The organism is Pseudomonas nitroreducens TX1 (assembly GCF_000313755.1).
Taxonomy (GTDB): domain Bacteria; phylum Pseudomonadota; class Gammaproteobacteria; order Pseudomonadales; family Pseudomonadaceae; genus Pseudomonas; species Pseudomonas nitroreducens_A.
Genome location: NZ_AMZB01000126.1, coordinates 1 through 25,485, shown reverse-complemented (window position 1 = coordinate 25,485; position 25,485 = coordinate 1). Strand labels below are relative to the sequence as shown.

23 protein-coding genes and 1 pseudogene are annotated in these 25,485 nt (G+C 66.7%); 12 read left to right on the top strand and 12 right to left on the bottom strand.

Going from position 1 to position 25,485, the window contains the following annotated elements; translation table 11 throughout:
- The first annotated feature begins 67 nt into the window (after window positions 1-67).
- Window positions 68-469 carry a YkgJ family cysteine cluster protein gene (locus C167_RS0122645; protein WP_017520594.1) on the top strand — a complete coding sequence of 134 codons (402 nt, stop codon included), beginning with the start codon at window positions 68-70 and terminating at the stop codon, window positions 467-469.
- Window positions 470-500: 31 nt separating this feature from the next.
- Here C167_RS0122645 and C167_RS0122640 read toward each other — a convergent pair whose 3' ends face one another.
- Window positions 501-1,010 (bottom strand): fimbrial protein, encoded by a 510-nt coding sequence (locus C167_RS0122640; protein ID WP_017520593.1) that lies wholly within the window; start codon window positions 1,008-1,010, stop codon window positions 501-503.
- A gap of 228 nt (window positions 1,011-1,238) precedes the next feature.
- Complete coding sequence (locus tag C167_RS34600; protein WP_157791865.1) at window positions 1,239-1,541, bottom strand: hypothetical protein; 303 nt, start codon at window positions 1,539-1,541, stop codon at window positions 1,239-1,241.
- A 151-nt stretch (window positions 1,542-1,692) separates the two neighbouring features.
- Between C167_RS34600 and C167_RS0122635 the strand changes: the two genes are divergently transcribed.
- The 4 genes from C167_RS0122635 to C167_RS0122620 all read left to right on the top strand — a co-directional run bounded on the left by C167_RS0122635 (window position 1,693) and on the right by C167_RS0122620 (window position 5,386).
- Entirely contained in the window at window positions 1,693-3,042 is a 1,350-nt protein-coding gene (locus C167_RS0122635) for an MATE family efflux transporter (RefSeq protein WP_017520591.1), read from the top strand.
- 18 nt (window positions 3,043-3,060) lie between these two features.
- A complete protein-coding gene (locus tag C167_RS0122630; protein WP_017520590.1) occupies window positions 3,061-4,104 on the top strand; it encodes a sensor domain-containing diguanylate cyclase in 1,044 nt (347 codons plus the stop codon).
- Window positions 4,105-4,134: 30 nt separating this feature from the next.
- The gene (locus tag C167_RS0122625; RefSeq protein WP_017520589.1) at window positions 4,135-4,590 is read left to right on the top strand and encodes a DUF2214 family protein; all 456 of its coding nucleotides are present in this window, start codon (window positions 4,135-4,137) and stop codon (window positions 4,588-4,590) included.
- Between the two features lie 121 nt (window positions 4,591-4,711).
- Entirely contained in the window at window positions 4,712-5,386 is a 675-nt protein-coding gene (locus C167_RS0122620; RefSeq protein ID WP_026079222.1) for a hypothetical protein, read from the top strand.
- Here the strand turns inward: C167_RS0122620 and C167_RS0122615 are convergent.
- The 3 genes from C167_RS0122615 to C167_RS0122605 are packed head-to-tail and all read right to left on the bottom strand — an operon-like array spanning window position 5,353 to window position 7,474.
- Window positions 5,353-6,207, bottom strand: coding sequence for an arylamine N-acetyltransferase family protein (locus tag C167_RS0122615; protein WP_017520588.1), 855 nt, complete (start codon window positions 6,205-6,207; stop codon window positions 5,353-5,355). The two genes, C167_RS0122620 and C167_RS0122615, sit on opposite strands and share 34 nt — an antisense overlap.
- Before the next feature lie 35 nt (window positions 6,208-6,242).
- Window positions 6,243-6,737, bottom strand: a complete 495-nt coding sequence (locus C167_RS0122610; RefSeq protein WP_017520587.1) for a cupin domain-containing protein — start codon at window positions 6,735-6,737, stop codon at window positions 6,243-6,245.
- Window positions 6,734-7,474: an NAD-dependent epimerase/dehydratase family protein gene (locus tag C167_RS0122605; RefSeq protein ID WP_017520586.1), complete on the bottom strand. Its 741-nt coding sequence runs from the start codon at window positions 7,472-7,474 to the stop codon at window positions 6,734-6,736. Before C167_RS0122605 ends, C167_RS0122610 begins: the two co-directional genes overlap by 4 nt.
- A 183-nt stretch (window positions 7,475-7,657) precedes the next feature.
- On the opposite strand from C167_RS0122605, the gene C167_RS0122600 reads away from it, so the two are divergent.
- Together C167_RS0122600 and C167_RS0122595 are read left to right on the top strand one after the other, a co-directional pair.
- Window positions 7,658-8,218 carry an NADPH-dependent FMN reductase gene (locus tag C167_RS0122600; RefSeq protein ID WP_017520585.1) on the top strand — a complete coding sequence of 187 codons (561 nt, stop codon included), beginning with the start codon at window positions 7,658-7,660 and terminating at the stop codon, window positions 8,216-8,218.
- Window positions 8,219-8,377: 159 nt separating this feature from the next.
- The gene (locus C167_RS0122595; protein WP_017520584.1) at window positions 8,378-9,136 is read left to right on the top strand and encodes a hypothetical protein; all 759 of its coding nucleotides are present in this window, start codon (window positions 8,378-8,380) and stop codon (window positions 9,134-9,136) included.
- A 4-nt stretch (window positions 9,137-9,140) separates the two neighbouring features.
- Here the strand turns inward: C167_RS0122595 and C167_RS0122590 are convergent, their stop codons facing one another.
- Complete coding sequence (locus C167_RS0122590) at window positions 9,141-9,443, bottom strand: chaperone modulator CbpM (protein ID WP_026079220.1); 303 nt, start codon at window positions 9,441-9,443, stop codon at window positions 9,141-9,143.
- Window positions 9,440-10,408 carry a curved DNA-binding protein gene (cbpA, locus tag C167_RS0122585; RefSeq protein ID WP_017520582.1) on the bottom strand — a complete coding sequence of 323 codons (969 nt, stop codon included), beginning with the start codon at window positions 10,406-10,408 and terminating at the stop codon, window positions 9,440-9,442. The genes C167_RS0122590 and cbpA overlap by 4 nt, the downstream gene beginning before the upstream one ends.
- Before the next feature lie 263 nt (window positions 10,409-10,671).
- On the opposite strand from cbpA, the gene C167_RS0122580 reads away from it, so the two are divergent.
- The 3 genes and pseudogenes from C167_RS0122580 (at window position 10,672) to C167_RS0122565 (ending at window position 15,314) form a co-directional block, all read left to right on the top strand.
- A complete protein-coding gene (locus C167_RS0122580; RefSeq protein ID WP_017520581.1) occupies window positions 10,672-12,102 on the top strand; it encodes a PLP-dependent aminotransferase family protein in 1,431 nt (476 codons plus the stop codon).
- A gap of 297 nt (window positions 12,103-12,399) precedes the next feature.
- Window positions 12,400-14,619, top strand: a pseudogene (locus C167_RS0122575) (ribonucleoside triphosphate reductase).
- The gene (locus tag C167_RS0122565; protein ID WP_017520579.1) at window positions 14,616-15,314 is read left to right on the top strand and encodes an anaerobic ribonucleoside-triphosphate reductase activating protein; all 699 of its coding nucleotides are present in this window, start codon (window positions 14,616-14,618) and stop codon (window positions 15,312-15,314) included. Before C167_RS0122575 ends, C167_RS0122565 begins: the two are co-directional and overlap by 4 nt.
- Window positions 15,315-15,489: 175 nt before the next feature.
- On the opposite strand, the gene speA is transcribed toward C167_RS0122565, so the two are convergent.
- The 4 genes from speA to C167_RS0122545 all read right to left on the bottom strand — a co-directional run bounded on the left by speA (window position 15,490) and on the right by C167_RS0122545 (window position 19,972).
- Window positions 15,490-17,403 carry an arginine decarboxylase gene (gene speA / locus C167_RS0122560; RefSeq protein WP_017520578.1) on the bottom strand — a complete coding sequence of 638 codons (1,914 nt, stop codon included), beginning with the start codon at window positions 17,401-17,403 and terminating at the stop codon, window positions 15,490-15,492.
- Window positions 17,404-17,687: 284 nt separating this feature from the next.
- Window positions 17,688-18,059, bottom strand: a complete 372-nt coding sequence (locus C167_RS0122555) for a translation initiation factor Sui1 (RefSeq protein WP_017520577.1) — start codon at window positions 18,057-18,059, stop codon at window positions 17,688-17,690.
- Window positions 18,060-18,368: 309 nt separating this feature from the next.
- On the bottom strand, window positions 18,369-18,908 hold the full coding sequence (locus C167_RS0122550; protein ID WP_017520576.1) for an NUDIX hydrolase: 540 nt from the start codon (window positions 18,906-18,908) through the stop codon (window positions 18,369-18,371).
- A complete protein-coding gene (locus tag C167_RS0122545; RefSeq protein ID WP_017520575.1) occupies window positions 18,908-19,972 on the bottom strand; it encodes a DUF2333 family protein in 1,065 nt (354 codons plus the stop codon). Before C167_RS0122545 ends, C167_RS0122550 begins: the two co-directional genes overlap by 1 nt.
- Before the next feature lie 288 nt (window positions 19,973-20,260).
- On the opposite strand from C167_RS0122545, the gene C167_RS0122540 reads away from it, so the two are divergent.
- Both C167_RS0122540 and C167_RS0122535 read left to right on the top strand, forming a co-directional pair.
- Window positions 20,261-21,871, top strand: a complete 1,611-nt coding sequence (locus C167_RS0122540; protein ID WP_026079219.1) for a response regulator — start codon at window positions 20,261-20,263, stop codon at window positions 21,869-21,871.
- A 134-nt stretch (window positions 21,872-22,005) separates the two neighbouring features.
- A complete protein-coding gene (locus C167_RS0122535) occupies window positions 22,006-23,973 on the top strand; it encodes a methyl-accepting chemotaxis protein (protein WP_017520573.1) in 1,968 nt (655 codons plus the stop codon).
- Between the two features lie 314 nt (window positions 23,974-24,287).
- Here C167_RS0122535 and speB read toward each other — a convergent pair whose 3' ends face one another.
- Complete coding sequence (speB, locus tag C167_RS0122530; protein ID WP_017520572.1) at window positions 24,288-25,250, bottom strand: agmatinase; 963 nt, start codon at window positions 25,248-25,250, stop codon at window positions 24,288-24,290.
- Between the last annotated feature and the right edge of the window lie 235 nt (window positions 25,251-25,485).

The window sequence follows — 25,485 nt, the reverse complement described above, 5'->3', positions numbered from 1 at the left end:
AAGCCCGAGCAAATCTGCGCGCCGGCCACTATGATGCGCGCCTCGCTCCACCCTGCCGAATGCCGCCATGAGAAAACCGCCGCTGATTGCCAACGCCGAACTGGACCGCCTGGAAACCTGGGCCAAGTACACCTCGGGCCTGTGCAAGGACTGCAACGCCACCTGCTGCACCATGCCGGCGGAAGTGAACGTCAACGACCTGATCCGCATCGGCGTCGTCGATGAGTTCGAGCGCGACGAGCCGGCGAAGAACATCGCCAAGCGCCTGCTGAAGGAAGGCGTCGTCGAGCGCTTCAACCAGAAGAGCGGCATCTTCACCCTGACCCGCACCAGCAATGGCGACTGCTACTTCCTCGACCGCAAGACGCGCCTGTGCAGCGTCTACGCCAAGCGCCCGGACACCTGCCGCAACCACCCCCAGGTCGGCCCGCGTCCCGGCTATTGCGCGTACCGCAAGAAAATGGGTTGATCGCACATCGGCCAGGTACTCAGTTGCTCGCTTACTGGTAGTACATCGTGACATAGGCGGTCGCGCTCACCTGCCCCGGTGAGACGCTACTCTCCGTCTGGTAATACCGCGCATTGAGTGAAATGGGCATCGCCTGGTTCTCGCTGACGGAAGTGCCCAGACTCGTTTGAGTGGCCAGCGGCAGCGGTGTACTGCCATCAGACTTCAGCACTTGCACTGCCACACCGGTAGCCATACCCGTCCCAGAACTGTTCTGGATCAGTCCCATTGCGCCTCCGCCGGACGGGCTCGTACCATCAAGCTGATAGGCAACCGCCACTCCACCAGGGCACGTGACATCGACGGTGAACGGTTTAGTCCCCAGCGTACTGCCAACGCCCTGGAACTGCCGGACCAGAACATCTTTCAACGGTACTGCGACGGTCGGCGTGTTTACCGTGCAGGAGAGCGTTTCCACAATGACCGTTGGGGTGGAGAAGCTGGCCTGGTTAGTCAGCAAACTGCCGTAGATCGTCTGCGCTGTCGGATTAGGCAATGTCATGGTACGACTCCCCGACACCAGCGGCCCCGTTACTACCAATTGGATGCGGTACAGCCCTGCCGGAGTGTACCCAGCATTTTTTACATCGGAGTTCACCGCACGTGGCCATACCAGCAGTACAGAACCCGCAGTAAGATTCACGCTATCAATGTTCGCCGGCTGGGAGGCGTAGCTGTTGGAGTATGCGGCCTTGATACCAATGCCCGGGACACCGGTTTCGTAGACAGCCTACATGCCGCTGACGGGAGCGACCGCGCTCGCATAGCCGTAACTGATTGTATCCGCCGCATTGCAATGAATGTGCGTGCTGCCGCCATTGACCCATCCAGAATCGAACAGAATCGTGCCCACCGGCATGTCACGCCTGGCGGTCAGGGTGCTAGGCAGTGTCACCGTGGCGTTATTCAACGAGTAACCACTGTCGAAGGAACACTGCGCCCAGACCGACCGCGCGAACAGCGCAAGCACAAGTCCCAGCACAACCCGAAACAGCACACCTTGATTACTTGCCGAGTCTATGTAGCGAGACATGGGAGCCCTGGATGCATATGGAAATATTGGGGGCGGCACTTTACGAGATGTACCTGCACGACTCATCTCCCAACCCTGTCCTTAGGGAGTTTCCCTGCACAACATCAGCAACTTCCTACACATTTAATTCCATTCGTCCTTTCATATCCTCATGAACCTCCTACTCGAAGCCTGGCGGCATTCGCCGACCCACCGCCGCGTCTGGGCGCTGGCCGCGCCGATGATCCTCTCCAACGTTTCCGTGCCGCTGGTCACCCTAGTGGACAGCGCGGTGATCGGCCACCTGCCGCACGCGCACCAGCTTGGCGCCGTGGCGGTCGGTGGCGGGCTCTACACCCTGCTGGTGGGTGTGCTGGGTTTCCTGCGCATGGGCACCACCGGGTTCGCCGCCCAGGCTGCCGGGCGTGAAGAGGGTGGAGCGCTGCGGCGCATTCTCGGCCAGGGCCTGCTGCTGGCTCTCGGCCTCGCCTTGCTGCTCGGCCTGCTGGCGGTGCCGCTGACCGGCCCCGCGCTGGAGCTGATGCGCCCGTCCCCCGAGCTGGATGTGCTGGCCCGCGAGTTCTTCCACACCCGCCTGTTCGGCCTGCCCGCAGCGCTGGCCACCTATGCGCTGGTCGGCTGGTTCCTCGGCACGCAGAACGCCCGCGCGCCGCTGGCGATCCTGCTGACCACCAACCTCATCAACATCGTGCTCAGCCTGTGGTTCGTGATGGGCCTGGGCTGGGGGGTCGCCGGCGCGGCAAAGGCCGCGGTAACCGCCGAATGGGGCGGCGCGCTGCTGGGTCTGGCGCTGACCCGTGGCTCGCTCAGGCGTTACCCCGGCCAGCCGGACTGGTCGCGCCTGCGCGCCTGGGCCAGCTGGCGGCCGCTGCTGATGGTCAACCGCGACATCTTCATCCGCAGCCTGGCGCTCCAGGGCGTGTTCTTCCTGCTAACGGTGCAGGGCACACGTCTGGGCGACGCCACGGTGGCGGCCAACGCGCTGCTGCTCAACGGCCTGATGGTCACGGCCTATGCCCTCGACGGCCTGGCCCACGCCGTCGAGGCGCTGTGCGGCCACGCCATCGGCGGTCGCGACCGCACCGCGCTGCGCCGCTCGCTGGTGGTCGCGTGTGGCTGGTCGCTGATCGCCAGCCTGCTGTTCGTCGTCTTCTTCTCCGTCTTCGGCCACCTGTTCATCGCCCTGCAGAGCGACATCCCGGAAGTGCGCGCCACCGCCGACCACTACCTGCCCTACCTCGCCTGCCTGCCGCTCGTCGGCATGTGGAGTTACCTGCTCGATGGTCTGTTCATTGGCGCCACGCGGGCTCGCGAGATGCGCAACGCCATGCTGCTCGCCTGTGCCGCCAGCCTGCCGCTCGGCCTTGCGCTGCAGGGCTGGGGAAATCACGGTTTGTGGCTAACCTTCCTATGCTTCATGTTGCTGCGCGGACTGATCCTCGCAGCCTATGCCTGGCGACTGACGCGTCAGGACGCCTGGCAGGCGCCCGCCAGCCCCTGAATCTTTCGAGGAGAATCCATGCCGGCTTGTCCCATTCCCACTGACGAGTCCCTGCGTCAGCAGACTCTGGATGCGATGAACCTGCTCGACACCCCGGCCGAGCATTACCTGGATACGCTGGTGCAGCTCACCCAGGACCTGGCTCAGGTCGACACCGTACTGATCAGCCTGATCGACCAGGACCGTCAGTGGTTCAAGGCCAAGGTCGGGCTGGACGCCAGCGAGACCAAGCGTGACGTCTCCTTCTGCGGCTACGCCATTCTCAGCGAAGGCACCCTGCTGGTGCCCGACGCCAAGCGCGACCCGCGTTTTGCCGACAATCCGCTGGTGCTCGGCCCGCCCTATATCCGCTTCTACGCCGGCCGCCCGCTGCGCGCCGGCAATGGCCAGGCCATCGGCACACTGTGCATGGTCGACCCTCGGCCGCGCACCCTCAGCGCCGCACAGCAGGCGAACTTCCGCGATCTCGCCACGCTCGCCGAGGGTTACCTGCAACTGCGCAGCCTGATCCAGAGCAACCGCGACCTGCGCGTGGAAGTGGACCGCGAACAGCGCAAGGCCCTGCTCGACCCGCTGACCCAGTTGTGGAACCGTGGCGCGCTGGACACTTTCCAGGACCGCGAATGCCGCCTGGCGCGGGAGCATCAGGCCGAGCTCGGAGTGATCTACGCCGACCTCGACCATTTCAAATCCATCAATGACAGGCACGGCCATGCGGCCGGCGACCAGGTGCTGCGCGAATGCGCCCGGCGCCTGCGCGCCGCCTTGCGCCCGGACGACCTGCTGGTGCGCCAGGGCGGCGAGGAATTCGTCGCCCTGTTGCGGGTGAAGGACAGTAAGGAGCTGCAACGGATCGCCGAGCGCGTGCGCCAGCTGATCGCCAATGAACCCGTGGCATTGGCCGACGGCCCGCTGCCGGTCAGCCTGAGTATCGGTTGCACGCTGCTGGCAGGGGACGAACAGGTCGACCAGGCACTGGAACGCGCCGATGCCGCGCTCTACAGTGCCAAGCAGGCCGGGCGTGACCGGGTGAGTTTCAGCTCGCCGCCAGCTTCAGCCTGATCCGCAAAGGCCCCAGCAGAGGACCCAACCATGGCCCAAGCCATCGCCGCGTACCTGCACTACCTGTCGATCTTCATCCTGTTCGCCCTGCTGGTGCTGGAGCACCAACTGTTCCGCCTGCCGCTGGACTTGTCGCGGGCGCGCAGCCTGGTGATTGTCGACCTGGCCTACGGCGCCTGCGCCGGCGTCGTGCTGCTGACCGGCGCGGCGCGGGTGGTCTGGTTCGCCAAAGGCGCGGATTACTACCTGCACAACAGCCTGTTCCACGCCAAGATCGGCCTGTTCGTGCTGGTGGCATTGCTGTCGATCCTGCCGACCATGACCTTCCTCAACTGGCGCAACGAGCTCAAGGCAGGGCGCGTCCCGGTGCCCAGCGAACGCCAGGCGAAGCTGGTGATCATGACCCTCCGCGTGGAGCTGCTGGCGCTGATGATCCTGCCGCTGCTGGCGAGCTTGATGGCGCGCGGCTTTGGGATGATCGGCTGAACGACTGCGTAACGCCCGTCCGGCTGACCGCATTCCTACATCCAGAGCAGGGTAATCCGATTCAGCTGCTTGACCGATCGACGGATGCTCCCGCGCAGTTTCGGCTGCCGCAGGACACTCCATGCCTTCCCGCCCCCTCCGCCGCATTGCCCGGCGCCTGCTTCCCGCGCTGGCGGCCCTTGCCCTGGGCGGTTGCGCCAGCAACGAGTTCACCCTGGAAGCCGACCTTCCCGGTGATTTCAGCCTGGTGGGTGACGCGCGCTACTCCCCTCCCGAAGGCCACCACTGCGACGCTTCCGCAGGCGACGACCTCAACCGGCGCATCTTCGCCACGCCTGGACACAGCGAACGACCCTACCGGGTCAGCTACGCGGTGCCCCTGAGCCTGCGCAGCGAAGGTTGCACACGTGTGCTGAGCCATATCCGTCTGGAGATGGACGGCGAATCGGCCACCCATCCCCAGGACGCCGTGGCGCCCGACATCAGCTTCGCCCACCTGTCCATCCGCGACCGCCTCCCCGCCGGCGTCCGCGGGATGCCGAAAAAGGGAACGCGCATCTTCGATGGCCGCTGCCGCTGGCTGCTGCCGGACGCAACGAGCGGCGAGCGCCAGTTGCAATGTCACGCCTCGGACATCAATGGCAGCTGGTTCGTCGGCAAGCCCGGAGGCGAGCTGCAGCGCGACGAGCTGCCCGGCCGCACCGTGCGCCTGGCCATCGGTGTCGCGCCGGATGTCCCTGCCAGCGCCGGGCGGGACAACGATCAGACCCTGAGCGCCGTGGAGTCGAGCAACTGAGCCAGCCGGCTGCGCAGCGCTCCGCCATCGAGATCGCCGGCTTTCAGAAGGAACTGCCTGTCCAGCACGTCCAACAATTCATCGATGCTGTCGATGGCGCGCTGCTCGACCGAACCGTCTGTGTTGCGTCGCGTGAAGTGCCCGTTCAACAGCGACAGCCGCGCCCCCGCCTGGCTGAATGCCACGCGCAGGGAGTTGCGGAACACGCTCTGCGGGTAGGTCGAGGTGTACCAGTTGCGCATGGTGTAGTCGGCCCACTCTTGCGGCTCCAGGGTGAAGCGATACAGCGTCTGCCAGGACGACGTTGAGCGCGTCGCCATCTCCAGCTCGCCGTCGAGAGAACCGGCAATGCGCCAGCCGCCGGCCAATTCCTGGTTCACCCGCAAAGGCAGCGCGTGCGGCGAGGCCGGACCGCCGAAGCCGATATCAACCAGATGCGGCCCTTCGGCCAGATCGACCCGCAGCAGCAGATGGGTCTGCGGCGTCAGCGGCGCATCCGCCGGCAATCCCCAGCGTACCCGCGCCACCAGCAGCGTCACGCGGTAATCCAGGCTGGCGAGCAGGCGGGCGAACAGGCTGTTCAGCTCGAAGCAGTAGCCGCCGCGCTGACGCTCGACGACCTTGGCGAACACCGCGTCCGGCTCGATCCGGATGGGCTTGTCCAGCAGCACGTCGAGGTTCTCGAAAGGCAGGTGATGCAGCGCCGCGACGATCAGCAGGTCGAGGTTCGCCAGCGTCGGCGCGGGGCGCTCCGCAGGCATGCCGAGGCGCGCCAGGGTCGCATCGAGCTGGGCAGCACTGAAGGGCGTGAGCGGGGTCATGCGAATCTCCTTTCGCGATGTATCAAGGATAGTGGTCAAGAGTGGTGCTCAAGGGGCGGCTCGGGGATCACCAGCGGACCACAGCCGTCGTCGTTGACGATGACCGCCAGCAATCGCGCGGGCTCACTGGCACTGGGATTCTCAGCGAACAGGTGCAGTTCGCGGCTGGGCTCGAACCAGGTCTGGCCCGCGCCGTAGGTCTGCGCCGGAAGGCCCTGCATCCGCGAGCGCACCTGGCCGCTGAGCACGATGGCGGTCACCGCGCCGGGATGGCGGTGCGCCGGGGTGTAGCCGTTGGGCGGGAAATCCACCTGCAGCGTGGTCACGACCTTGCCGGGCATATCGGCCAGCGGCTCGCAGGACAGGGTCGTCACCTGCGTGGCCGGGCGCGTGCTAGCTGTGTGCCCGGCATGGCTCTGGGCAAGACTCAGCACCGGCCGCGCCCCAGGCTGCCATAGCAGTGCGCCAGCGGCCACGGCAGCAGCCAGCGCCACGCCGGTACGCGCTTCTCGCGTCAGCGCGAAGTTCATGCCGGTACTCCCACCAGGCGAAACCCCGGTTGCCAGCCCAGGCGATGGCGCGCCCTGGCCGAGCTGACTTCGATGTCCTGTTCGGCGATGTTGTAGGCACCGGGCGCGCCCCACTCCAGCGCCAGCAGCGCGGCGCGGGCGGCATCGTCGACATGCACGGCCAGCCGCGGATCAGCCGCATCTGCGCCCGTACCGGGCCCATAGAGCCGACCGTAGCGCAACACGATGCCCTCCACCGGCCGGGCACCGAGCACCGCCTCTTCCAGCGCCGCCACGCCGCCGACACTGACGGCGCGCGGACCTTCGGCGCCAAGGTCCAGCGGTTGCTCCTCGTGCAGCGGCAACTCCCCCGGCGCATAGGCCCAGGCGATGCTCTGCGCCACCATGCGCTCCACGCCGGCCGCACGAGCTGCCGCAACCAGGTTGGCCGTGCCCTCACGACGCAGACGCGCATTGCGCGGCTGGGCGGCAGGCATCAGGACCGGGTCGAGACCGGCTGGCAGATCGGTGAGCTGGTGAATCACCCAGCGCGGCTGGAACTCCAGCATGGCGGCCTGCAGGGCCGGCGCGTCATAGACGTCCAGTACCTTCGCGCGCGCCCCGGCGGCCTCCAGTACGGCGGCCCGCTGTGCGGAGCGACTGATCGCCAGCACCTGGTAACCGCGCTCCAGCAGCATCGGCAGCAGGCGCTGACCGATGGCGCCACTGGCGCCGGCGAAGAAGACTTTCATGCACATGGAGACCTCGAATCGGACAGTGCGGAACTTGTCGCCACTCTAGCCACGCGATGCCCCACCCCACAGAGCCAAGATCATGCAGAACGACTGGGACATGATGGTCGAAGCTTGATCCATGTCCACGCAATGTCACGTCCATCGTCTATAACAAACGGCTCAATACCCCGATCAAGAGGAGTCGTCATGAGCCAAGTCTTCGATGTTGCCGTGGTCGTCGGCAGCCTGCGCAAGGAATCCCTGAACCGCAAGATCGCCAAGGCATTTGCCAACCTGGCGCCGGCCAACCTTAAACTGGAAATCGTGGAGATCGGCGACCTGCCGCTGTACAACGAAGAGCTCGACGTCGGTGCGCCACCCGCCAGCTACACTGCCTTTCGCGAGCGCATCGCCCGCGCTGACGCGGTGCTTTTCGTCACCCCCGAATACAACCGCTCGGTGCCCGGCGTGCTGAAGAACGCCATCGACGTCGGCTCGCGCCCCTATGGCAAGAGCGCGTGGAATGCCAAGCCCTGCGCCGTGGTCAGCGCATCGCCGGGCGCCATCGGCGGCTTCGGTGCCAACCATCACCTGCGCCAGTCGCTGGTATTCCTCAACATGCCGGTATTGCAACAGCCCGAAGCCTACCTGGGTGGCGCCGGCGGCTTCTTCGACGAAGCCGGCAAGCTGTCGGAGAAAACCCAGCCCTTCCTGCAAAGCATCATCGACGCCTTCGCCGGCTGGATCGAACAGAACCAGCCCCGCTGATTTCCCGTAGCGCCGGCCCGCCGGCGCGTTCCCTTCCCCCGTCATTCTGAGTAACCGTTGGCAGGTCGCTGCGGCGCCTGGCATTCGCCATCTTTCCGGCTGGCTCCACATCCTCCCAAAAGCCAAGGTTCAGGCCTGACTCCCGCGCCCGGACCTCCGATGCTGCTGCGCCCTATTTCATCCTGTGTGCTTGCTCTGACCCTGCTCGCCGGTTGCTCTTCGCCACCGGTAAAGAAGGATGTCGACGGCGAAGGCTTCAGCTCCGGGCAGATGTTGCAGAACGACGCCAACCGCGCCGCCAACCTGGCGATGCGCGACAACCTCGATAGCCTGTCACTGCTGCTCGACAAGCTCTACAAGCGCAATCCCGGCCAATGGAAGAAAACAGGCGCGACTTCGCGTGAACAGGCTCACCAACGGGTCATGGACGCCATCCGCAATCAACAGCCGCTGCCGGGGCTGGACGGCAGGCAGTCGGTGGACGTGCTTCCCCTGGCCTTCGCCCCCGACTTCCAGGGGGACCGGGCCGGCACGCTGATCTACGGGATGGGCAGCATGCTCTTCGAGCTTTACGGCGGAACCGACACGCAGCATCTGCTCAGTGGATTGAACGCGCAGATGACCGCCAACGCGGCCTGGAACATCGAGGTGGCCGCCTGGCTGCTGGCCAGTCGCACCGACAGCCACGGCCAGCCGCTACTGCTCTCCAATGAGATCAGCAGCAGCGGACGCAACCTGTCGTTCGAGCGGGAGTTCGGCCGCATGATCGGCCGCCTGGAGCTGCTGGCGCAGATGAACCATGAAAGCCTGCGGCGCAGCGGAATCAACTACGTACAGGGCCTTCTCGCCGCGCCGCTGCTGGGCCTGATGCAGTTCATCCCGCTCGATGCAGCCAGCGCAGCGACCAGCGCCCAGTAAACCGTTAATCCTCCAGCAATCGCGCCAGGCGCTGGCGCAGGTAACGGTTCTCCGCGCGCAGCTCATCCACCTCGTCCAGCAGGCGCAGCGCGAGGGCGATGCCCGGCCAGTCCAGCTCGAACTCGCGGCGCAGGCGCACCGCACGGCGCACCACGCTGACCGCCTGGTAATCGAAGACCCATAGGCCTGCGCGTTGCTCGCGAGGTTCCACGATCCCCACCTCGACGATCTCGACGAGCACGTCGCGGGGGAGGTTCACCGACTGGCAGAGCTCGTCGAGGTCCACCACCATCACTGTCGTCGTCATGCGCGTTTACCCCAATCGGCACGGGGGTCGAAGGCCGCCTTGGCAGCCAGTTCTTCCCAGAGTTTGCGGGTCGCTTCGTCCGCCGTCTTCGGCATCACCACCTTGAGCACCGCGTAGAGGTCGCCGGCAGCGGCCTCGCCCTTGTTCGGCAGGCCCTTGCCCTTGATGCGCAGGCGCTGGCCGGCCTGGCTGTTGGCCGGGATGCCGAGGTTGATCCGCCCGCTCAGCGTGGGCACTTCCACCTTGGCGCCGAGCGCCGCTTCCCAGGGCGCCACCGGCACGGTGACGATCAGGTCGCGGCCCTCGACGTCGAAGACCGGGTGCGGCACCAGGCGGATCGCCAGGTACAGGTCGCCCGCCGGCCCGCCGTTGATGCCCGGTGCGCCCTGCCCCTTGAGGCGGATGCGTTCGCCGTCGGCGGTGCCCACGGGAATCTTCACGTTCAGCGTCTTGTTCTGTGGCGGCAGCTTGCGGCCGTATTCGTCGTAGCTGGGCAGGCTGAAGCTGATGGGCCGGCTGTCGCCGGAGAGGGTTTCCTCGAGGAACAACGGGACCTCCATCTCCACGTCCTGGCCACGATGGGCCTGCGGCTGGCGCGCACCGCCGAAGCCTGCGTGAGCGCCGCCGGCACGGCTGCCGAAGATCTGCTCGAAGAAGTCGCTGAAGTCCTGTTCGTGCCCCGGCGACGGGCCGTCGAAACCACCACGCGGCTGCCAGCCGGGCGGCGCCTCGAACTGCGGCCCCTGTGAGCCATAGCGGCGCAGTTCGTCATATTCAGCGCGCTTCTCCGGGCTTTTCAGCACTTCGTAGGCTTCGGAAACGTCCTTGAATTTTGCCTCGGCGTCCGGCTCCTTGCTGACGTCCGGATGGTACTTGCGCGCGAGCTTGCGGTAGGCGGTCTTGATCGCCTTCTCGTCGGCATCGGGCTCGACCCCGAGCGCGGCGTAATAGTCCTTGAATTCCATCGGTAGCGGTCACTCCTCACATGCGTTGGACCTGTCGGCGCCTGGGACACGGGGATTCGCGCGGGCAGCCGGAACTGCTGCGCGCGCTGCGAGGCGAACAGGTGGAAAAAAGCGGGTTCTGCAACAACAGATGGAGTCGCGAGCCCTGCTTTTCAACACTGCCTGCAAGCCTAGACGCTGATCCTGCATCGCGGCCGCCGGGACGACTTGATGCCGGTCATGGCATAGTCGTCTTCCGGGACTTTTCCCGCCCTGGATAGGCCATGACCACACCCGTCGATTCGTTCCGCCAACCGCTGGACCCAAGCCAGGAGTTGCCGATCTACCGGCAGCTCTACGAGCGCATCCGCGATGCCATCACCCGTGGCGCGCTGCGCCCGGGCGAGCGCGTGCCGCCGGTGCGCGGGCTGGCGGGCGAACTGGGCGTGGCGCGCGGCACCGTGGAGCTGGCCTACCAACTGCTGACCAGCGAAGGCTATTTGCTGGCGCGCGGACCGGCGGGCACCGTCGTCTCTCCGCAGCTGGCGGGGCGCACGGCCAGCGCGCCGGCCGTGGCGGCCGCGCCGGATACCGTCGAGCGCACCCTGCCCGGCCTGATAGCCCATGGCCCGAGCCTGCGGCCGTTCCAGCTTGGCGTACCGGCGCTGGACGCATTTCCTCGCGCACTCTGGGCACGCCTGTGCGCGCGGCGGCTGCGCCAGCAGAGCGCGTCCATGCTGGCTTATCCGGAACCCTGCGGTTATGGGCCGCTGCGCGAAGCGGTCGCCGCTTACCTGGGCATCTCGCGCGGCATCGTCTGCGACCCCGCGCAAGTGTTCATCTGCGCGGGTTACCAGGGCGCGCTGGACCTCATCAGCCGCACCCTGCTCGAACCCGGCCAGCGCTTCTGGCACGAGGACCCTGGCTACCCGCGCGGCCGCGAACTGCTGCGCCGTGCCGGCGGCGTGCCGGTACCCGTCGCGGTGGACGCCGATGGCCTGTGCGTGGAGGACGGTATCGCCCGTGCGCCGGATGCCCGCTTCGCACTGGTCACCCCGTCGCAGCAGAGCCCCACCGGCGTTGCCTTGAGCCTGCCGCGCCGCCTGGCCCTGCTGGACTGGGCGGCGGGCAGCGGCGCGTGGATAGTCGAGGACGACTACGACAGCGAATACCGCTACGCCGGCTTCCCGCTGCCGGCACTGAAAAGCCTGGACCGCGCCGGCCGCGTGCTCTACACCGGCACCTTCAGCAAGGTGCTCTTTCCTGCCTTGCGCCTGGGCTATCTCGTGGTGCCGGCGGAGTTGGTGGAAGACTTCGTGCGCGCCCAGCAGGTGTTCTCCTCCGGGTGCGCGGAGCTGCTGCAGGCGACCCTCTGCGATTTCATGCAGGACGGCCACTTCGCCCGCCACCTCAAGCGCACCCGCACGCTCTATGCCCAGCGCCGCCAGTGGTTGCGCAGCGCGCTGGAAGAACGCCTCGGCGAGCGCCTGCGCTTCGCCGACACGCCCGGCGGACTGCACCTGATCGGCGCGCTGGACCAGGACGACCTCGCCGTCGCCCGCCGCGCCCACGCCGAGGGCCTCGGCCTGCAAGCGCTGAACGCCTGGTGTGTGGAGGCCCGACGCGAGCCGGCACTGATCATGAGTTTCACCAATGTCAGCGACGAGCAACTCGCCGGGCGCCTGGCAGAACGGCTGGCACCGCTGCTGGGCTGAAGTCTGCGCACGTTCGGTGCGCAGTCCCGTTCGCGAGCAAGCTCGCTCCTACTGCCCGGGCCGACATGCTCCCCGTAGCAGCGAGCTTGCTCGCGCACCCAGGGCCGTGTTCGACGCGGCTCGCACCCAGGGTCAGCCGATGCCGGGGCGTGCAGCGGTCAATACCTCCGATGACAAAAATTGACTGACAGGTGACGTTGACCGAGGTCAATTTTCCTACAGACGAAGCCGCTAGATTCCCACAACATCTTGTTGTCACGAATCAATCGAGACACAGCATGTAGTGGAATAAAGCCAATGCCTCCGACACGAACCGCCGCTCTTCCCACCAGCCTGCGCAAGCGTAACGGCAGCTTCGCCGCCTTTGACCCGAGCAAGATCGAACGTGCCATCGCCGCTGCCGGCGAAGCCTGCGGCGAGTTCACCGCGCCGCATGCGCAGGAGCTGACCCGTCGCGTACTGGCCCGCCTGCCGGCACAGAACGACCTGGACGTGGAGCGCGTGCAGGACGTGGTCGAGCGCGCGCTGATGGAAGCCGGCCATTACCCCACCGCCCGCGCCTACATCGTCTACCGCGAACGCCACGGGCGCTTGCGCCGCGAGCGCAAGACGCTGGTGGACGTCGCCGCGTCGATGAACGAATACCTCTCGCGCGAAGACTGGCGGGTGCGCGCCAACGCCAACCAGGGCTATTCCCTGGGCGGGCTGATCCTCAATGTGTCCGGCAAGGTCACCGCCAACTACTGGCTGGACGAGGTCTACAGCGAAGGCATCGCCGTCGCCCACCGCGAGGCCGACCTGCATATCCACGACCTCGACATGCTCGCCGGCTACTGCGCCGGCTGGTCGCTGCGCACGCTACTCAGCGAGGGCCTTAACGGCGTGCCGGGCCGCGTCGAAGCCGGGCCGCCGAAGCACCTGTCCAGCGCGCTGGGGCAGATGGTCAACTTCCTCGGCACCCTTCAGAACGAGTGGGCCGGCGCCCAGGCCTTCAGCTCCTTCGACACCTACCTGGCGCCCTACGTACGCAAGGACAACCTGAGCTATCAACAGGTGCGCCAGGCGCTGCAGGAGTTCATCTACAACCTCAACGTACCGTCGCGCTGGGGCACCCAGACGCCCTTCACCAACCTGACCTTCGACTGGGTCTGTCCGGAAGACCTGCGCGAGCAGGTTCCCTACGTCGGCGGCGTGGAAATGCCCTTCGCCTACGGCGAGCTGCAGGTCGAGATGGACCTGATCAACCGCGCCTACATCGAGGTGATGCAGGCCGGCGATGCCCACGGCCGGGTGTTCACCTTCCCGATCCCGACCTACAACATCACCCACGACTTCCCCTGGGACAGCGACAACGCCACGCGCCTCTTCGAGATGACCGCGCGCTACGGCCTGCCGTACTTCCAGAACTTCCTCAACTCGGACATGCAGCCCAACCAGGTGCGCTCCATGTGCTGCCGCCTGCAACTGGACGTGCGCGAGCTGCTCAAGCGCGGCAACGGCCTGTTCGGCTCGGCGGAGCAGACGGGTTCGCTGGGCGTGGTGACGATCAACTGCGCACGCCTGGGCTACCGTCATCGCGGCGACGCTGCCGCCCTCTACGCCCGACTCGACTACCTGCTGGAGCTGGCCTTCGACAGCCTGGAGGTCAAGCGCAAGGTCATCCAGCAGCACATGGACGCCGGGCTGTACCCCTACACCAAGCGCTACCTGGGCACCCTGCGCAACCACTTCTCCACCATCGGCGTGAACGGCCTGCACGAGATGCTGCGCAACTTCACCGATGACCGCGAAGGCCTGCACACCGAGGTCGGCCGGCAGATGGCGCTGGAGCTGCTGGACCATGTACGGGCGCGGCTGGTGCGCTTCCAGGAAGACAGCGGGCACCTCTACAACCTGGAAGCCACGCCAGCCGAAGGCACCACCTACCGCTTCGCCCGCGAGGACCAGAAACGCCACCCGGGCATCCTCCAGGCCGGCACGCCGGAAGCGCCCTACTACACCAACTCGTCGCAGCTGCCGGTGGGCCTCACCGACGATCCGTTCGAGGCGCTGGAACTGCAGGACGGCCTGCAGTGCAAATACACCGGCGGCACCGTGCTGCACCTGTACATGGCCGAGCGCATCTCCAGCGCCGAGGCCTGCAAGACCCTGGTACGCACCGCCCTGGGGCGCTTCCGCCTGCCCTACCTGACGGTGACGCCGACCTTCTCCATCTGCCCGGTGCACGGCTACCTCGCCGGCGAGCATGAGTTCTGCCCGCGGTGCGACGAAGCTGCGTTGCAGAAAGCCGCGACCACGAGCTGCTGCGGCAGCTGAGGCTCATTCACTTCATTCCCGCCAATTCATCCCCGCAAAAAAGGAGCACCACCGATGACCGCGAACCAACTGCCCGAAAGCCAGCGCCAGCGCTGCGAGGTGTGGACCCGCGTAATGGGCTATCACCGCCCGGTGACGGCGTTCAACGCCGGCAAGCAATCCGAGCACCGCGAGCGCCGCCACTTCCGCGAGACGCGATGAGCAGCGCGCTCAGGGTCGGGGGCCTGGTGCCCCTGACCACCCTCGACTATCCCGGCCTGCTCGCCTGCGTGCTGTTCTGCCAGGGCTGCGCCTGGCGCTGCCGCTACTGCCACAATCCGGAACTGATTCCGCCGCGCGGCGACGCCGAGATCCACTGGGACGCCATCCTCGACTTCCTCCGACGCCGCCAGGGCCTGCTACAGGCGGTGGTGTTCAGCGGCGGCGAGGCGACGCTGCAGAACGCGCTGCCGGAGGCCATGGCCAGCGTGCGCGAGATGGGTTTTCGCGCCGGGCTGCACAGTGCCGGCATCCGCCCGGAGGCCTTCGCCCGCGCGCTGCCCCATGCCGACTGGATCGGCTTCGACGTGAAGGGGCTGGCCGAGGACATGGATGCCATTACCGGCGTGAAACGCAGCGGGCTGGCCAACTGGCGCAGCCTGGAACTGTTACTGGACAGCGGCGTGGAGTACGAGTGCCGGACCACGGTGCACTGGCAGTTGTTCGACCTGGAACGCCTGCGCCGACTGGCGACGCGGTTGCGCGACAGGGGTGTGGATAACTTCGTCGTGCAACTGGCCCGCAGCGGTCGGCAACTCGATCCCGAGCTGATCGCCACGCCGGCGCCCCATGGCGCACCTGATCTCTGGCGGGAGCTTTATGTGCTGTTTCCATCCTTCGCACTGCGTGATGCCTGAACACCAGGAGCGTAGGGCGCATAACCCGGAACGGGTTATCCGCCGATTGCCTCACGGCGGATAACGCTGGCGCGTTATCCGCCCTACGATCTGACCATCACCGGGTATCCCTGAAGGAGCGAGCATGAAAAAGCCCCGCCGAAGCGGGGCTTTCGTCACACGGACAGCCGATCCATCAGGACGACAGGTAGGCCGAACGGGTCAGTCCCAGGCGCAGCGCGTCGAGATACTGGGTACGCTCGCGCACGGTGAGCTTGGCCCCGGCGACCTTGTCGCGGTAGTGGGTCATCAGCTCCTCGGGCGACAGGTGCACATAGCGCAGCATGTCCTCGATGGTGTCATGGGTCTCGATGCCGGCGTGGTAGTAGCTGCCGTCGGCGTTCTGGTAGACGTTCACCGAGTCGGTGTCGCCGAACAGGTTGTGCATGTCGCCGAGGATCTCCTGGTAGGCGCCGACCAGGAAGGTGCCGATCAGGTAGTCCTCGCCTTCCTTCACGTCGTGCACCGGCATGCTGGTCTCGATGCTCTGCTCGTCGACGTACTGGGTGATCTTGCCGTCGGAATCGCAGGTCAGGTCCTGCAGCACCGCGCGGCGGGTCGGTTCCTCGCCCAGGCGGTGGATCGGCAGGATCGGCAGCACCTGGCCGATGGCCCAGGTGTCGGGCAGGCTCTGGAACACCGAGAAGTTGCAGATGTACTTGTCGGCCAGCTTGTCGTTGAGCTCGTCGAGCACCTGGCGGTGCGAGCGCTGGTGCGCCTTGAGCTGGTTGTGCAGGCGGCGGCAGATGGCGAAGTAGCACTGCTCGGCCAGGGCCTTCTGCGCCAGGCTGATCTTGCCCTCGGCGTACTGCGCGGCGGCGTCGCTCATGTAGTGGGTGGCGCGCCAGTAGGTCTCGGTGACCATCTCGGCGTCGGTCGGGCCGAGCAGGTCGGCCAGCCACTGGACGATTTCCGGCTGTTCGGCCAGGTCGGTGATCTTCGGCACTTCGTCGTTGTGGCGCTCGACGTCGGTGACCTGGGTGATCAGCACCGCGTGGTGCGCGGTCAGCGCGCGGCCGCTCTCGGAGAAGATGTGCGGATGCGGCAGGCCCTGCGCGTCGCAGAACTCTTTCAGCATGCCCACCACCACACCGGCGTAGTCGTCGATGTCGTAGTTGATCGAGCTGGCGTTGCGCGAGTGGGTGCCGTCGTAGTCCACGCCCAGGCCACCGCCGACGTCCACGTGGTCCACCGGCAGGCCGAGGGCGCGCAGTTCGCCGTAGTAGCGGATGGCTTCCTTGAAGCCGTGCTGGTAGTCGGCCAGGTTGGCGATCTGCGACCCCATGTGGAAGTGCAGCAGGCGCACGCCCTGGTCCAGGCCGGCGGCGCGGAAGCGCTCGACCACCGACAGCAGCTGCGCGGCGGACAGGCCGAACTTGGCCTTCTCGCCACCGGTATCGGCCCACTTGGAGGAGGCCAGCGAGGACAGGCGCACGCGCAGGCCGACCTGGGGCAGCACGCCGATCACGGCGGCCTCCTCGATCACCAGCTGCACCTCGGATTCCTTCTCGATCACGATGAACACGTTGTGGCCGAGCTTCTGCCCCATCAGCGCCAGCTTGATGAACTCGCGGTCCTTGTAGCCGTTGCAGACGATGGTGCCGCCCTTGGGCGCCAGCGCCAGCACGGCCATCAGCTCGGGCTTGGAGCCGGCTTCCAGGCCGATGGAAACGTTCTGGGTGGCGATGATGCTTTCCACCACCGCTTCCTGCTGGTTGACCTTGATCGGGTACAGCGCGGTGTAGCGGCTGGTGTATTCCAGGCGCGCGATGTTGGCGTCGAAGGCGCCGGTGAGTTTGCGCACGCGGTCCTGGAGGATGTCCGGGAAGCGCACCAGCAGCGGCAGAGACAGGCCCGCCTCGCGCAGCTGCTCGACCACCACGTGCAGATCGATCGGCTGGGCATCGGCGCCCTGCGGGCGAACTTCCACGTTACCGGCGTCGTTGATGGCGTAGTAGCCAGCGCCCCAGTGGCGAATTCCGTAGATGCTGCGGCTGTCAGCCACGGTCCAGTTGCTGCCGTCGTCTTTGCGGGTCCGTCTAGCGGCCATGCGGGGTGGTCTCCTCAGATTGCGCGAATGTGTGCAGGCGCCCGCCCGGCGTGCGGGTGAGTCGTCAAGCCTGGTGGTTAAACCTAGCCGGGCCTCGTGACGTTGCCGTGTTGACCGCCGGCTTTGGCGGTAAGTTTAGGAAAATCCGACGACACGCCCAGGGCGCGCCGATAAATCTCCCATCTAGGGAAAGGGCTTGCCGGCCATGTGCGGAGGCACATCGCCTGGAACCCGTTCTCGACAGGGGAGAGTCGCTTGCCCCTTCAGACAAGCAGCAGGGCGGCTCAGCCGCCGGATTTCTTCGCCTTGAGGCCGCGCTTCTGCAGCTCCTCGAGCAGCAGGTCGACATGGTCGCCCTGGATCTCGATGATGCCGTCCTTCAAAGCGCCACCTGTACCGCAGCGCTTCTTCAGCGCGGTAGCCAGGTCCTTCAGCGCATCGGCCGCCAGCGGCACGCCGGTCACCGTGGTCACGGTCTTTCCACCGCGGCCCTTGGTTTCCCGACGCACGCGAGCGATGCCATCGCCGGCCGGAATCTCGGCCTGCTTGCAGATGCACGCGCCAATGGGCTGATTGCAGTCCGGGCAGTGCCGGCCGGTATCAGTGGAGTAGACGAGCCCGCCGAGGGCGGACAGGGAGGAGGCTTTCTTGACCACCGGGCTTATCCCCAGGATTGGCCTCTTCGGGCCAGGTCAACGAATGGCCGGCTGGCGCCGACCGCGACGCCCCACTCAGGCAGGGGCTGCGCAAATCCCGGCGGAGGACCCTGCCGGAAAGGTCGCGCAATTTAGCAGCATTGGAGGCAAATGCTAAGAGCGAAAATGCGTCATTGATCGGCGGTTTGGCGACATGCCTGCGCGGCAGGGCGGTTGTAGGAGCGAGCTTGCTCGCGAACGGGCCCGCTGCGGAGTCGGTTCGCGAGCAAGCTCGCTCCTACAGAAGAGCTGCCCAGCCCGAGGCCGGGGTCAGAAGCTGACCAGGTACTTGCGCAGCGCCGCCAGCGAATCCGGACAGTACGGCGTGCCCGCCCTGGCCTCGGCCAGCACCTGATGCGGATCGATGAAGCGCGCTTCCATGACTTCTTCGGGTTGCAACTTCAGCGGCGCATCGGACACGGCGGAGAACACTGCGCACCACAGGCGGTTGTCCGGCTGGTCGAAGAAGAACGAACCGTGCTCGCGCAACTCGACGCCAAAAATGCCCAGCTCTTCTTCCAGCTCACGGGCGGCGGATTGGGCGTAGCTCTCGTCCGCCTGCACCATGCCACCGGCGGCCGGGTCCCAGTAGCCGGGGTAGATCGCCTTGCTCAGCGTGCGGCGGTGCACGCACAGCTCGCCGGCAGAGTTGAACAGCAGGACGAAGGTGCCCCGGCCGATCAGCCCGCGCTCGCGCAATTGCGCACGCGGCAGGCTGCCCTTGAGCTGGTCGTCGCGGTTCACCCAGGCGACCAGTTCGGCGTCCGAAGCCGCCCGGTGGGCGGCTTCCTTGTCGCTGATGCCGTCCATCAGCCCTGGGCCAGCAGTTGGCGCAGATCGATGATCGCGGCGTTGGCGCGGGAAATGTAGTTGGCCATCACCAGCGAGTGGTTGGCCAGTACGCCGAAACCACTGCCGTTGAGGACCATCGGGCTCCACAGCGGCGCCTCGGCGGCCTCCAGCTCACGGATGATCTGGCGCACGCTGACGGTGGCGTTCTTCTTCGCCAGCACGTCGGCGAAGTCCACCTCGATGGCGCGCAGGATGTGCGACAGCGCCCAGGCCTGGCCGCGGGCTTCGTAGAACACGTTGTCGATCTGCATCCAGGGGGTTTCCTGGATCACTTCCTCGACTTCCGGCGCCTGGCCCGGGGTGACCGGCTTGAGCGGGGTGATGTTGGTGTTCAGCTTGACCCGGCCGACGCTGGCCGAGAGGCGCTGGGACAGCGAGCCCAGGCGCGTGGAAACGTCGCCCAGCCAGTTGTTCAGGCTGTCGGCGCGAGCATAGAACTGCGCGCCGGCCGGGTCGGCGGAGAGACGGGCAAGGTAGCGGTCCAGCGACTTGATGCCCTCGGCATACTCCGATTCGGAGGACGGCAGCGCCCAGCTCTTGTTGTCGAAGTTGAAGCGCGGCTCGGCGCGTGCAAGGTCGGCGTCCTCGGTGGACTGCGACTGCGAGCGGGCGAAGTCCTTGCGCAGCGCGCGGGACAGGTCGCGCACCTGGACCAGGGCGCCGTATTCCCAGCTGGGCATGTTGTCCAGCCAGACGCCCGGCGGGAAGATGTCGTTGGACAGGTAGCCGCCCGGCTTGTTGAGCAGCGTGGCAACCACTTCCTTGAGGGTTTCCACGGTGGTGTAGCCCACCACCATCTGGCGGCCGGCGCGCTCGGCGGCGGCCTGGGCGTTCTGCTGCACGGGGAAGAGGTCCGGCTCCTGGCTCCAGTACCAGCCGATCGCCCCGCAGACCACCAGGTAGACGCCCAGCAGACCGCCCAGCACGCGGCCCAGCCAGGGGCCGCTGAAGTAGGCGCGGGCGTCGTCCACCGAGTCGTTCACGCGATCACGCACGGAGCCGCGTTTCTTCCAGTTCCACATGGCAAGTTCCTTGATGTCCCGAATTCGAAGATAGCTTGGACCCACAACCGGCCCCAGGGTGCCGGGATTTTAGGCCCCGCTGCGCAAGCATGCCGCACGCAGGCGGGTCAGCGCAGCCTACCCTGCGCATGGTGCTAGGTAATGCTGCGAATTACAAAGCTTCGGATGTTTGACCGAAGGCACTGTTATTGCCATCAAGGATTGGTAGCATAGGGCCATCACTGTGTATCACGGCGGAAACATCTTCGCCCCGCAGGCCGCCGGTACGGCTCCATGAAGAAGCGCGCGATGACCGAGCTCGATGATCCATCCCTCGACCGCCTCAAGCATCACTTCGCCCAGCGGGTAATCCACCAGGCCCGTCACCTGCTGGAAGTCTGGCAACGCCTGTCGCGCTCGGAATGGAACAGCGCGGGGATGGCTGAGCTTGCCGAGGCCTGCCTGCGCCTGCAGCGCTACGCCGAACGCTTCGAGCAGGCCGAGCACGCGGACCTGGCCAAGGCCATCGACCACTGCCTGCGCGCCGTGCAGGATAACCGCGGGCGCCTCTCCAGCGAGCTGATCACCGAACTCAACCGCCTGATGCAACGCCTTTCGCGCACCGGCCTGCGCCACGGCGACCAGTTCGAACAGACCCACCTGCCGCCACTGCGCAAGCCGGTTTATCTCGCCCTGCAGGATCTCGAACGCGCCGAACGCCTGGCCCAGCAGCTGGAATTCTTCGGCATGGCTGCGCAGCCGTGCGAACACGCCAACGCTTTTCGCGCCGCCATGGCCGACCGCCATCCGGCGGCCATCGTCATGGAAATCGACTTCGCCGGCGGCCAGGGCCTGGCGCTGGCCGACGAGGCCCAGGCCGGCCTCAAGCACAAGCTGCCGGTCCTGTTCTTCAGCCATGAGGAAACTGACACCCCGACCCGCCTGGCCGCTGCCCGCGCCGGTGGCCAGGACTTCTTCAGCGGCGCACTGGACGCCTCCGGCCTTCTGGAGAAGATCGAAACGCTGACCCGCGTGGCCCATTACGAGCCTTTCCGCGTGCTGATCGTCGACGACTCCCGCGCCCAGGCTGCGCACACCGAGATGGTCCTCAACAGCGCCGGCATCGTCACCCGCGCGCTCACCGCGCCGCTGTCGGTCATGGCCGAACTGGCCGAGTTCCAGCCGGACCTGATCATCCTCGACATGTACATGCCCGAGTGCCTGGGCACGGAGCTGGCCAAGGTGATCCGCCAGCACGAGCGCCATGTGAGCGTGCCGATCATCTACCTGTCCGCCGAGGACGACCTGGACAAGCAACTCGACGCGATGAGCGAAGGCGGCGACGACTTCCTCACCAAGCCGATCAAGCCGCGCCACCTGATCGCCACTGTGCGCAACCGCGCCGCCCGCGCCCGCAGCCTGAAGGCGCGGATGGTGCGCGACAGCCTTACCGGCCTGTACAACCACACCCACACCTTGCAACTGCTCGACGATGCCCGCTTCCGTGCGCGCCGCGAGGAGCGCCCGCTGACCTTCGCGATGCTCGATATCGACCACTTCAAGCGGGTCAACGACACCTACGGCCATCCCATGGGCGACCGGGTGATCAAGAGCCTGGCGCTGTTCCTCAAGCAGCGCCTGCGCAAGACCGACCACATCGGCCGTTACGGGGGCGAGGAGTTCGCCGTGGTACTGCCGGACACCGACGCCGCCTCGGCACACAAGGTGCTCGAGGAAATTCGTCAGCGCTTCGCCGAAATCCGCTATCCGGCGCAACCCCATGACCTTTCCTGCACCTTCAGCTGCGGCATCGCCGAGCTGGGCGATGACATGGACATCAAGACCCTCGCCAAGCAGGCGGACGAGGCGCTGTACACCGCCAAGCACGGCGGCCGCAACCGCGTCGAGGTCTACAGGTAACACCCGCCGCCGGTCTGGCGCGGCGCTCTGCCGCGCGATTTTCCGACCGAATGCTGGCACCGTGTCATCAGGCAGTAACGAAACTGCAATAGGTTCAGGGCTCGCCGTATTTTCGCTGTCGGTCGAGACCTGCCATGCGCCTCAAGCTGCTCACCAACCTCAATACCGTCCTGCTCCTGCTCGTGTGTCTCGCGCTGGGCGCCACCCTGTGGTGGTCGCAGCGCGCCCTGGAGCGTCCCTTCACCCTGATGGATCGCTACCTGGAACTCTCCCAGGGCTTCGAGCGACAGGTCGCGCAGAACATCCAGGCCTACCTCGCCAGCGGTGACGCGCTCAAGCAGAAGGCCGCCCAGCAAGGCCTGGACGAACTCGCCCGGGAGCTGCCGCAACTGCCGGACAGCCTCAGCCAGCTGCTCGGCCAGAGTCTCGACGAACTGCACCAGTTCAGCGGCAACCAGTTGCTCGCCGCCGGCAAGCTGGCTGGCGACCCGCAAGGCCTGCTGCTGCAGGCCGAGCGCGAGCTGCTGGCCGCGCTGGACCAGCTCGGCGCCTATGCCGACTCCAGCCAGAATCCCGCCGCCACCGCGTACCGCCCCCCGCTGCTGCAAGCCGGCCTGCACCTGACGCGCCTGGCCCATGCCCGCGCCAAGCTGGTGGAAAGTGGCAATCCGGCATTGGCCGAAGACATCCAGCGCGAGCTGGAAACCCTGCGCCAGCTGGCCGTACGCATCGATGCCCTGCCACTGCTCGGCGTACTCGAACAACAGGCCTCCGCCTCCGATGACTTCGCCGCGATGATGGGCCTGGAATCCCAGCCAACCGCCGAGGCCCAGAGCGAGGACCGCGGCGTCACCCTCAAGCGCGATCTCGCCAGCGTGCTGCGCCGCTATCCGGACGAACTCGATCGCACCCGCCAGTTGATCGCCCAGCGCCAGCAACTGGCCAGCGCCACTGCCCAGCGCGTGGGCGCCGTGCAGCAGGCACTGGCGACCCTGGAGCCACAGGTGCGCGAGGAGCGTTCGAAGATCCAGGCGCAGGTGCGCGTCATCCAGGGCGCGCTGATCGCCCTGATCCTGGCTACCGCGCTGCTTATCGACACCCTGCAGCGCCGCCTGGCGCGCGTGCTCGGCCAACTGGTCCCGGCGCTCTCGACCTGGGCCCGTGGCGATTTCGCCCAACCCATTGCCCTGGCCACCCGCACCCGCGATCTGCTGGAACTGCAGGAATCCCTGAATCGCCTGCGCGACTTCCTCGGAACCCTGGTCGGCACCATCCACCAGCGCGCCGAGGAAGTGGCCGGCAGCAGCCGCGCCCTGGCCGAGTTGAGCGGGGGCCTGCACGCCGGTGCGGAACGCCAGGCCAGCGATACCGGGGAAATCCGCGACGCGCTGGGCCATATGGAAGCGGCGATCCAGCAAGTGGCCGGCGATGCCAGCCAGGCGGCTTCGGCCAGCCACGCCGCCGGCATGGCCGTCGAGCAGGGCCAGCAGGTGATCGGCAACAGCTTGAGCGGCATGCGCGCGCTGGTGGACGAAGTGCAGAGCAACGCCCAGGCCATCGAGAACCTGGCGGAAGAGTCGGCCACCATCGCCAACGTACTGGGGGTGATCCGCTCCATCGCCGAGCAGACCAATCTGCTGGCGCTCAACGCCGCCATCGAGGCCGCACGAGCCGGCGAGCAAGGCCGCGGGTTTGCCGTGGTTGCCGAGGAGGTGCGCTCGCTGGCCCTGCGCACCGCCGGCGCCACCGAGGAAATCCAGCAGCTCACCGCGCGCCTGCAGCAAGCGGCGCGGCAGTCCGTGGAGGCGATGCGCAGCCAGGTCGAGCACGCCGAAGTCACCGCCAACCAGGCCGGCGCCGCCGAGGGTGCGCTGGACGAGGTGGTCGGTGCCATCCGCACCATCGCCAGCATGGCCCAGCGCATCGCCGAGAGCTCCGCTCAGCAGAGCGGCGCAGTCAGCGAGATCCGCTGCCACAGCGAGCGCATCCATGAACTGGGCAGCCAGAACCTGCGCCTGATCGGCCAGGGGCGTAGCCAGGGCGAGCAACTGCAGGAGCTGGGCGGCGCGTTGCACACCGCCGTGCGGGCGTTTCGGGTGTGACGGACCCAACCTGTAGGAGCGCTCCCTGCGCGAACAGGGCCATGCCCCGTCCTTGAAGATCAAGAGCCCCTCACCCTAACCCTCTCCCGCAAGCGGGAGAGAAGACCGTGCGGTGCAGGACGACACCTCAGCCTCAGCCGGCACGGACGACTCCTTGTCCCTCTGGGAGAGGGCTGGGGTGAGGGCATGCCCCGGCACAATGCCAATTCCGTGCAGGAGCAATTCTCGAGCAACAACGATGGCGTCCCCCTCGCCCCTACAGGGTGCTCGGATTGTAGGAGCGAGCTCGCTCGCGAACGCCGTTCAGGCGGCGCTCAGCGCTCGCCCAGCTTGTGCCGCGCCGCGTACAGGCAAATCATCTCCATCGCCAGGGTCGCGCCGGCCAGGGCGGTGATCTCGGCGCTGTCGTAGGGCGGCGCGACTTCCACCACGTCCATCCCCACCAGGTTGATGCCGCGCAGCGCGCGGAGGATCTCCAGCGCCTGGTGCGAACTCAGCCCGCCACAGACCGGCGTGCCGGTGCCCGGGGCGAAGGCCGGGTCGAGGCAGTCGATGTCGAAGGTCAGGTATACCGGGTGGTCGCCCACCCGCGCGCGAATACGCTCGGCGATGGCCTGCGGCGTATGGCGGTGCACCTCGCGGGCATCGAGTACCTGGAAACCCATCACGTCGTCGTTGGTGGTGCGCAGGCCGACCTGTACCGAGCGCGACGGGTCGACCAGCCCCTCGCGGGCGGCGTGATAGAACATGGTGCCGTGGTCGATGCGCTGGCAGTCCTCGTCCGGCCAGGTGTCGCTGTGGGCGTCGAAGTGGATCAGCGACAGTGGCCCGTGCTTCCTGGCATGGGCCTTGAGCAGTGGATAGCTGATGAAGTGGTCGCCGCCCAGCGTCAGCAGCGCGCAACCGGCATCGAGGATGTGCGCGGCGTGGGCTTCGATGACGTCCGGGGTTTCCTGCGGCACGCCGTGGTCGAAGGAGCAGTCGCCGTAGTCGATCACCGCCAGGTGATCGAAGGGGTCGAACTCCCAGGGGAAATGCCGCGCCCAGGCCATCTGCACCGAGGCGGCGCGGATCGCCCGCGGCCCGAAGCGGCTGCCGGGGCGGTTGGTGGTGGCGGTATCGAAGGGTACGCCGCTGACCACCAGGTCGACGCCGCGCAGGTCGCGGCTATAGCGGCGGCGCATGAAGCTGGTGATGCCGGCGTAGGTGGATTCGGCAGCGGTGCCGTAAAGGCTGTCGCGGGTGATGGCCTGGTCGTTGTCGTGGGCTTGATCCATGGTGTCCTCATCGGTGTCTTTTGGGTTTTGTCCTGATCGCTCCGGGTCTGCCGGGTCGCCCCTCTCCCCCGCCCTCTCCCTGAAGGGAGAGGGAGCTGTCTGTACCGGCTAGCAATTCGGTTTCAATCTGCACCGAAGGGTCCCCTCTCCCTTTAGGGAGAGGGAGCTGTCTGTACCGGCTGGCACTTCGGTTTCAACACTGCACCGAAGGGTCCCCTCTACCTTTAGGAAGAGG